The sequence below is a fragment of the Arsenicibacter rosenii genome (assembly GCF_001870735.1).
GTDB classification, from domain to species: domain Bacteria; phylum Bacteroidota; class Bacteroidia; order Cytophagales; family Spirosomataceae; genus Arsenicibacter; species Arsenicibacter rosenii.
The window spans coordinates 1-1203 of sequence record NZ_MORL01000156.1; the positions used below are offsets into that span (position 1 = coordinate 1).

A 1203-nucleotide genomic window follows, 5' to 3' on the forward strand; every position below is an offset into this window, starting at 1 on the left:
CTTGCCCGGGTCAGGTCTCAACTGGTCAGGCTCCGGCTTTCCAATCAACCGGTCCGGGATGAAGACCTCAATCAGTTGTCTGTTTTCAGTAACCTGAATCGACTGAACCTGGAAAATACGCAGATCACGGATGCCGGTCTGGAAACGCTGAAAGCCTTACCCAAACTTGAACAGCTAAACCTGTACGGAACGGCAGTAACCGATGCCGGACTTGATAAACTGGCCTCGCTGCCTGCTCTGAAAGTACTGTACTTGTGGCAAACGAAAACGACCCCACAAGGTATTGAACGGCTAAAACGGGCCAATCCGGCTTTAAAAATCGACGATGGTCAACAGCAGCTCACCCGACCCGACACGAATAAACTTCTGAAAACGCAACGTTAACGCCATGATCCGGTATCTTCTTTTTTTACTGACCAGTGCGCCCTTCTGGTTGCCGGCGCCTAAACCTATCGACGGGGTCAAGGTACCCGCCGACGTGGCAGCTGCTTACGAAAAACTGCCGGCCGAACTGGATTATAACCAGCATGTTAAGCCGATATTGTCAGACAAGTGCTTTGCCTGCCATGGCCCCGACAAAGCCAAACAGAAAGCCGGTCTCCGTCTGGACATTTCGCAGGGCGCTTACGGGCAACTGCCGGAAAACCCCGGCAAAGTAGCCGTAAAGCCGGGTAATCCGGCAAAAAGTGAACTGGTCCACCGTATTCTTTCCTCCGACCCGACTTATCAGATGCCGACCCCGCAATCGCATCTGACCTTATCGGCGGAAGAGAAAGCGATTTTACTGAAATGGATTAAAACCGGCGCCGTTTATAAACCGCACTGGGCCTTTGTGAAACCGGAGAAAAAAGCGTTGCCGACGCTTAACCCAACAGCCAATAGCCTCGCTATCAACGAGATTGACCGGTTTATTTTCAGCCGTCTGGAGTATGAAGGCCTTCGTCCTTCAGCTGAAGCCCCCCGCGATCTGCTGCTTCGCCGGTTATCCCTTGACCTGACCGGCCTGCCCCCTACTGTCGCCGAAACGGACGCGTTTCTGGCCGATAAAAGCGGCAATGCGTATGAAAAACAGGTTGACCGGCTCCTTGCTTCCCCGCATTTTGGCGAACGCATGGCTACCGACTGGCTCGACCTGGCCCGATATGCCGATTCTCATGGCTACACGGTTGACCGGCTGCGCGACATGTCTCCCTACCGCGATTG

The 1203-nt window shown here is 53.8% G+C and carries 2 protein-coding genes; both read left to right on the forward strand.

Features of this window, described 5'->3' with window-relative positions; genetic code table 11:
- The coding region (locus BLX24_RS30510) for a leucine-rich repeat domain-containing protein (protein ID WP_374755032.1) at window positions 1-384 on the forward strand (384 nt) is incomplete at its 5' end.
- A gap of 4 nt (window positions 385-388) precedes the next feature.
- On the forward strand, window positions 389-1203 hold an 815-nt coding region (locus BLX24_RS30515), incomplete at its 3' end, for a DUF1549 domain-containing protein (RefSeq protein WP_143092940.1).